The sequence below is a fragment of the Moorella mulderi DSM 14980 genome (assembly GCF_001594015.1).
GTDB lineage: Bacteria > Bacillota > DSM-521 > Neomoorellales > Neomoorellaceae > Neomoorella > Neomoorella mulderi.
In genome coordinates this window covers 1-6,437 of the sequence record NZ_LTBC01000029.1, presented here as the reverse complement: position 1 = coordinate 6,437, position 6,437 = coordinate 1, and the positions used below count along the sequence as shown (strand labels likewise).

Below are 6,437 nucleotides of genomic sequence, written 5' to 3'. Positions count from 1 at the left end.
TCCTGCCCACGGCCGGTACGGTGCTGGATATGGGTCGCACCCTGACCCATAAGGCCCTGGTGGTGGAGATGGCCCTGGAGGGACTAACCACCCAGGAGATTGCCCGGCGGATCTACCACACCCCCGAGGCGGTGGACAACTACCTGCGGTTGTTTGACCGGGTGTTGCTCTTACGCTACTACCACGTACCGGCTTCAGCCATGATGCGGATCACCGGTCACAGCCAAAGCTTGCTGGAGGAGCACCTGGCCCTGGTGGAAAAGCACTTCCCAGATGAGGAGTCACTGGTCAGCTATATTGGTAAAAGGGGTATCAAGTTGGAAAAGAGCAGTTAGGGATTAATGGGGTTATCTCAAGTATAAACTTAAAAACATCATCATCATCCAACTTCGTGCCTGTCCGGAAATAGGTACGATGTTGGCATAACCAGCACCTGCGGTATTCGATCTACTTTGTTAAATTCTAGACGCCAATTCCTTAGTATGCCAAGTACGCAGTCGGGTAGGCGTCCTATTCGCGTCTTTATTCGCTTGGCATCCCTGTTGGATCCATAGGCGAAGTACCAAACACTCTCGCCCTGAAATGAAATTACTCCGCCCTTATATCACCTGATTCATCTACCCAATAAACCTTTAGAGGTAGAGTCTTCCTAAGCCAAGAAATACGCAAGGCAAGTCTTTCGTATGTGGAAAAGCCGTGGGGCAAGGCCAATGCAAGTTCCACCTCCGGGTTTTCGCTGCGGTACAGAACAACGTCAAACACTGCCTCGGCAAAATAATGGCGGGCCTGGGTATAGGAATTGTTCTCCGGAAATCCTTTGACCGATACCCATAACTCTTTGCCTTCTGGCGTAACTGCAACTATATCTTTCCCCTGCGCCCTGGACGCAGTATCCGTAACACTCCGGATGAAATATCCTCGACCTGCCAGATATGCAACTACTTTAGACTGTACATTCCCCTCCCAATACCAGGGAAATGTATTCTTTGAGGCCTTCTCTTCTTCGAATGAAGATTTTATCTGTGTAATGTTCGCTGGAGCCAGAGTGCTAGAGCAATTTTCCATCCCTTTTTCAGTCCAACTAACTATTTTCTTTTTCGCACAAAAAGCACACTCCCCATGACCGCGCATGATTAATCGCTTATTTGCCAAATTACTACAGTTTTGATAAACCGTCTGGCGGGGACTTATTCCAGTGAGCTTTGCCAAACAATCATCGCACACTGGCACGGCAGTTTGAGAAAGAGTCTTAAGTATTTGTTCCTTATGAGTCTCCTTATGAGTCAATCGTTGCCCCCCTTCCCCCTCCAGGTGGAGTTAAGACGTGAAAACTTTTTCTCGTTAATTTGCATGAAAAGGGGCACTGAAATCATCGGACAAAATATGGTTTTAAGAATTCCCGCAGGAATTTCCCCGAACTCATTAGGGTAATGAAAGGTAGGTTATCCCGTTATCCTTGTCATGCGGCCAACTCGTAAGAAAGGTGACAACTTATCTACCAATGGGCTCAATCTCGTTATAGCGTTTTGATCCGTTTACCAAATACATTCCTAAACTTGATTAGGGTTTCAATAGCCCAATCTTGAAGTTCGTTTAGTCCTTCCTCACTGTCCTCAATGCTTCCTTCCCTATAAACAGCTATCCGGCACGCTCGGGCATTATCCAGCCGCTCCCAGCTTAAAGCCATGTTAAGTTCCTTTTCTATACTATCTTTTTGCTCATATAGCTGGTCGAAATACTGCTTGTTCTTTTCCCTTTCGCCGGTATCAATATAAACTTCTACACTAAATCTTCCCTTAGACTTAAAAGCTGTAGCATAAGCAAAACCAGTCCGACCAGCACCTATATTGCACCAGCTCTGGGGCAAACCTTTCTTGGCGTTAGTTAAACCAGGTGCGCGTTCTTTAAGCTTCTCCAGGAATGTCGTCCAAAATTCTTGATAGGCTTCGCCCCTGGTACTTATAGTTCTGGACCCGGCAATGCTTTTCTGCCACTCATTAGGTTGAGAAACAAGTTTAAATAAGGGAGCAGGCCGGGAAGTATCTATCCGCACAAGTTTGATTTCTACGCCGAAAAATGCCTGGTCCTCGCCTGTATTTTCGTTCAGCCAGTCCAGGGCCTGGCGGTGTTCTTCACGAAACTGTGGGGAAATCCAAATTACTATTTTGGCCCCGCGGCCAGCAGTGTAGGTGAGTAATTGCCCCAAATGGGTGTGGTCGGTAGGTTCGAGCTGGTTTTCGATAATTACTGTGCGTCCCGATCCCAGGTCCTTTCCCACCAGGTCGACTGCAAAGGGTCCTACCGCCCCTTCGCGCTCTGTTATTTCAATATCGAGCCCCAGCACTTGATTCAGCCGGTCGATGTTTTCTTTTAGCCACGGGGTAAAATCCCTTGCTTCATAACCCCAAACTTCTCTTAAATCAACTTCGGTAAGCGTACCTAGCTCTATCATATACATTTCCTTTCCATGGAAAGTCTTCTCTTGTCCTGGACTTTTAGAAATTAAGGTCGACACACCTTACAGGGCTGGTAGCCGGCGTTGATCGCTTCCTGCCGCGATGTGAATTCCACCCTGTTCCTGGGGCTTATCTCCTTTGCCCACCGGCAGTCCGGGTAGTGAAATTTCTTTGAACTAGAGTTACCAATGTATTTCGCCACGCTGCCGCTTTTACCGCCGTAGGCTGGCGCAGAAACGGGCGCGGTTACGGCCGCACCCCAGAGGCCCTTGCCCGCCTCCCGGGCCTCCCTTTGGAGCTTGACAAAGAGATCGGCATACTTAACGTTGGGTGGTACAGTCATCACCTGCGCGTAGCCGTTTAAAAGCAGCTCGGCGTTGTACATTTTGGCCCGGACTTCAGCCTCGCTATCGTTTGCCGGCTTCTCCAGCCACACGTAGGCCAGCATCCGGCCGTATTTGTCCCGCTCCCCTACATCCAGCTCCAGGTAGACTTGTTTCCCGGCCAGCCGCTTCTGGGTGTAAGCCGCCGCTTCTTTACCGTAAGGCTCCTCTTTAATCCCCAGGTCCGGGTGGGCGATCTCGGGCGTATTGACCCCGATTAACCTTACCTTTTCTTCCCGGCCATTTATTTTAACATGCAGGGTGTCGCCGCCGGCAACCGAAATAACTGTGGCCGGTACTACCTTTACCGCATCTCCAGCCGCAAGGGTATCCTGCCGCCCGGTATTTTCACTTGTCTTTGGCGCTGCCTGCTGCGGAACAGCTCCGGCTGGAATACCTGAAGCCTGCTGCCTAACCGACCCGCTAGAAGCATCACTGCCGCAGCCGGCAAGAATTAGGGAGAGCGTAAAAAATAATAAAATAATACCGGTACGCGCATACCTGAAACCGTAGGAAAGCATCTTTCCTGCCCCATCTTTTTTGTTTTTCACGTTATTGTTAATCTGAGAAACGACGGTGGTCCTACTTCTTTTTCCCCATATTTTTCAGGGAGAACTATCTAATTTTACTGGCCGTACCGTTAAGCAGCTTTAATTTTCCGTTCTCTAGTCCAACCTGATAAGTTGCCCGGTAATAACTGATGCGTTCCTCACCCTCTTTGGTTCGCTCTAGCGCTGCAATTATTACTCCAATATTTGCACCATCCTGATTAACCGCCAACACCTGTAAATCCTCAATTCTTACTGAAAGTGTATTTAAATAGCCGGCCCTAAACTTTTCGTATGGCTGCTTGGCTTTCCAGTCACTTCCTAAAAGAGCAAAGGCTCCTACATAATCTCCATTATTAACACAAGTATAAAACTCCTCTACCAAGTAGGAAGCTGCCATAGCTAATTCTTTTGGGGGAATTTCATTGGTAGTAGAAGTAGTTGGTAGCGCTGGTGATACATTAGGATTTTTCGACCAGTTTTCTACCAGAGGTAATACCTGAGTTATAGGTATGCTAAAACCAATGTTTTCTCCCTCAGCCCCTGCAGTATTAACGCCCAGTACTTCTCCGGTAAGTCGGTCAAGTAATGGCCCACCACTACTACCATGAGAGATGGGAGCAGAAATTTGATATAGCCCTGTATAATGATAATTACCAATATCTAAATTCCGGTTGACACCGCTAATTATTCCCGTAGTGGCGGTATTTTGTAATCCAAGAGGACTGCCCAGGGCAATCACTTCATCTCCTACTTCTGCCGTTCTATCCCGGGCAATTTTCATCGGTTCCCTGCCAGCCAGTTCTGGTACTCTGACGAGAGCTACATCAATTTCTCCTCCACGTCCTATAACTGTACCTTGATAAACTGTGCCATCAGACAATTTGACACGACAAGTTCTAGCGTCACCCACTACGTGTGCATTGGTTATTATGTCCCCTTGCTGGTTATAAAGAAATCCGGAACCCTGTACCTTACCATAATCAGAATCAACCTCTAAATACACTACTAGCTTTTGATTCTCGGCAATAATACTTTTTAAATCCTTGGCCTTAGCCGGCTCAGTGTTTTCCTCAATAGGACCGAGTTTAGAGGTCTCCATAACCACTTGGTTATGCAATTTATCGTAAATCTGAGCCAGCCCAAATCCTCCTACCATAATTAACAACCCGCTTAGCATGAAGGCCAGCACGGTGTTCACACTAACCGCTTTAACCGCTTTCATAAGTCCTTTCACTACCTTAAATACCAGGTGATTTTGTTAATTTTTACTTGATTACCTTGCCATACACCATAAATGGTGCTGTCAAAATTACCCTGATCTTGGGGATTTAGATAATTAGGATAAACGTAGGTACTATCAGTAGTTAAGGCGTTACCATTGGAATCAAAGATGGTATAGTAAATTTCAACCATGTAAATACGGCGTGTGGCTACATTTCGTACGGTTCCCCATACTCTAAAATCACCCTGGTCAGTAACACTACCGTTACATTGCACCACTTCTACAGCCTGGGTACGATTTATAGCTTCTTCCCGTGCGGCAGCTAATAGGGCTTGTTCCAGAACCATTTGTTCTTTCTGCTCAAACGCTGCTTTCTGTTGTTCAATGGTTTGTTGGAATGATAATAATTGCTTATTTTCACTGTCGTAATCCAAGCCCTGCTTCACTAAAGCTAGCGCACCATTAAAATCCTTTTTCTTTAGTAATTCATTAGCTTTAGCATAAATCAGTTGGCATATTTTGGATTTTATAACTTCAGCTACGTCCTGGGCCTCTTTAACATTAAAAGAAGATATTTTAGTCAATAAAGCAGCCAATTCCTCGATAGAATTTTTATTATTCATTTCTTGTTTAACCTGCATGATATTAACTGCAGATTTTTTATCATTAATTTGTTGACTGAGATATTTATAAAAATCTCCTTCCTTACCGTACACTTTTTTCTCCGTTTGCTCAATTAAAGAGAGCGCTTGATTGAATTGTTGTTTTTTTGCATTTTCCCAAGCTTCATTTAATTTACTTTGTATATCTTTACCTTCCCTAACATATGCAAGGTCCGCCTGGAGTGTTTTATGTAAGGGCCGCCTCTTTAAAGCATCACTAATCAATTTTTCTGCTGTATCCAGTTCTCCGTTCAAGGCTAAGTCTTCTGCTTGCATACGTTTTTGCTCCACCAGCCGGCTGATATTCTTCTCATAGATATAATATCCACTTAATGCAACTGCAACAACAATTGCGGTAACTAAAGGTAACAGCCAGATACTTTTACTCTTAGCTGGGGTTTTAAGTTCGGTTGTTGTAGACTCCAAACTCTTTTCCTGTTTAACCTGACCACAAAGTTGTTGGCCCAAACTTATTGTATCCTTTGTTGACGCTAATTTATGGCCACAACAATCACAAAAGATAGACCCATCTTTTATCTTATTACCACAATATTGACAAAACACATGTATTCTCTCCTCGTTCCAATAAAGTTTCAACGCAAAAAGCATCCAATACAACGATTTCTATAAGCGCATATCTAAAATCGTAAAATATCTTCGCTGCTCTATCTTTTTGTTTTACCATTTATTGTAATATTGAGGGGCCAAAAATTTCCTTCTGGCCCTTAAAAACAAACTGTCATATATAATTTCTTTATCCTTTTAGGAAATCCTTCTATACTTTGCCAAAAAGGTTTAATGCAAACGCTGTCAAGCATCAATGAAAATGTCAGGTAAAACACATCTGTGATTCTGTCAGGGACGTGGTATAATTAGGCCTGCGAGGTTTCCATGGTTTACGCCATGGATGATTTGCAGCGGGCCTGCGAGGAATAGAAGGAGTAGAGCCCGCGCTTTTTTCTTGAGCCATAGCAGGCCTATTATTCTCTAAATTGCTTTTAGCATTTTCTAGAAATACCTCAAGGCTATAAATATGGCCCTGCCAAGCAACGCACAAAGCACCGTCCAGGGGCTTAAGGACCTCCACAACGGAGCGAAGGGGGATAAAAGGCGCACCTTTAGGGTTTAAAACTTTATATGTCTTACTCTGGAAGTGAATGGTG

At 45.0% G+C, this 6,437-nt stretch carries 6 protein-coding genes and 1 pseudogene; 1 reads left to right on the top strand and 6 read right to left on the bottom strand.

Annotated elements, in window-relative coordinates:
• A partial coding sequence (locus MOMUL_RS14895; RefSeq protein WP_153018415.1) for a DUF1670 domain-containing protein occupies positions 1-335 on the top strand: 335 nt, incomplete at its 5' end.
• A gap of 253 nt (positions 336-588) precedes the next feature.
• Here the strand turns inward: MOMUL_RS14895 and MOMUL_RS14890 are convergent.
• The 6 genes and pseudogenes from MOMUL_RS14890 to MOMUL_RS17425 all read right to left on the bottom strand — a co-directional run.
• The gene (locus MOMUL_RS14890) at positions 589-1,287 is read right to left on the bottom strand and encodes a hypothetical protein (protein WP_062286174.1); all 699 of its coding nucleotides are present in this window, start codon (positions 1,285-1,287) and stop codon (positions 589-591) included.
• 229 nt (positions 1,288-1,516) lie between these two features.
• Positions 1,517-2,515, bottom strand: a complete 999-nt coding sequence (locus tag MOMUL_RS14885) for a DUF4268 domain-containing protein (protein WP_153018453.1) — start codon at positions 2,513-2,515, stop codon at positions 1,517-1,519.
• Positions 2,503-3,390, bottom strand: a complete 888-nt coding sequence (locus tag MOMUL_RS14880; protein ID WP_236713138.1) for a thermonuclease family protein — start codon at positions 3,388-3,390, stop codon at positions 2,503-2,505. Before MOMUL_RS14880 ends, MOMUL_RS14885 begins: the two co-directional genes overlap by 13 nt.
• Positions 3,391-3,454: 64 nt before the next feature.
• Entirely contained in the window at positions 3,455-4,612 is a 1,158-nt protein-coding gene (locus MOMUL_RS14875; RefSeq protein ID WP_062286168.1) for a S1C family serine protease, read from the bottom strand.
• An 11-nt stretch (positions 4,613-4,623) separates the two neighbouring features.
• The gene (locus tag MOMUL_RS14870) at positions 4,624-5,838 is read right to left on the bottom strand and encodes an FxLYD domain-containing protein (RefSeq protein WP_153018452.1); all 1,215 of its coding nucleotides are present in this window, start codon (positions 5,836-5,838) and stop codon (positions 4,624-4,626) included.
• Positions 5,839-6,103: 265 nt separating this feature from the next.
• A pseudogene (locus tag MOMUL_RS17425) lies at positions 6,104-6,437 on the bottom strand (ISNCY family transposase); the annotation flags it as partial.

What these genes read in the sequence shown, in the direction of transcription:
- MOMUL_RS14875 (WP_062286168.1), bottom strand. Translation starts at nt 4,612, where the DNA reads ATGAAAGCGGTTAAAGCGGTTAGTGTGAACACCGTGCTGGCCTTCATG.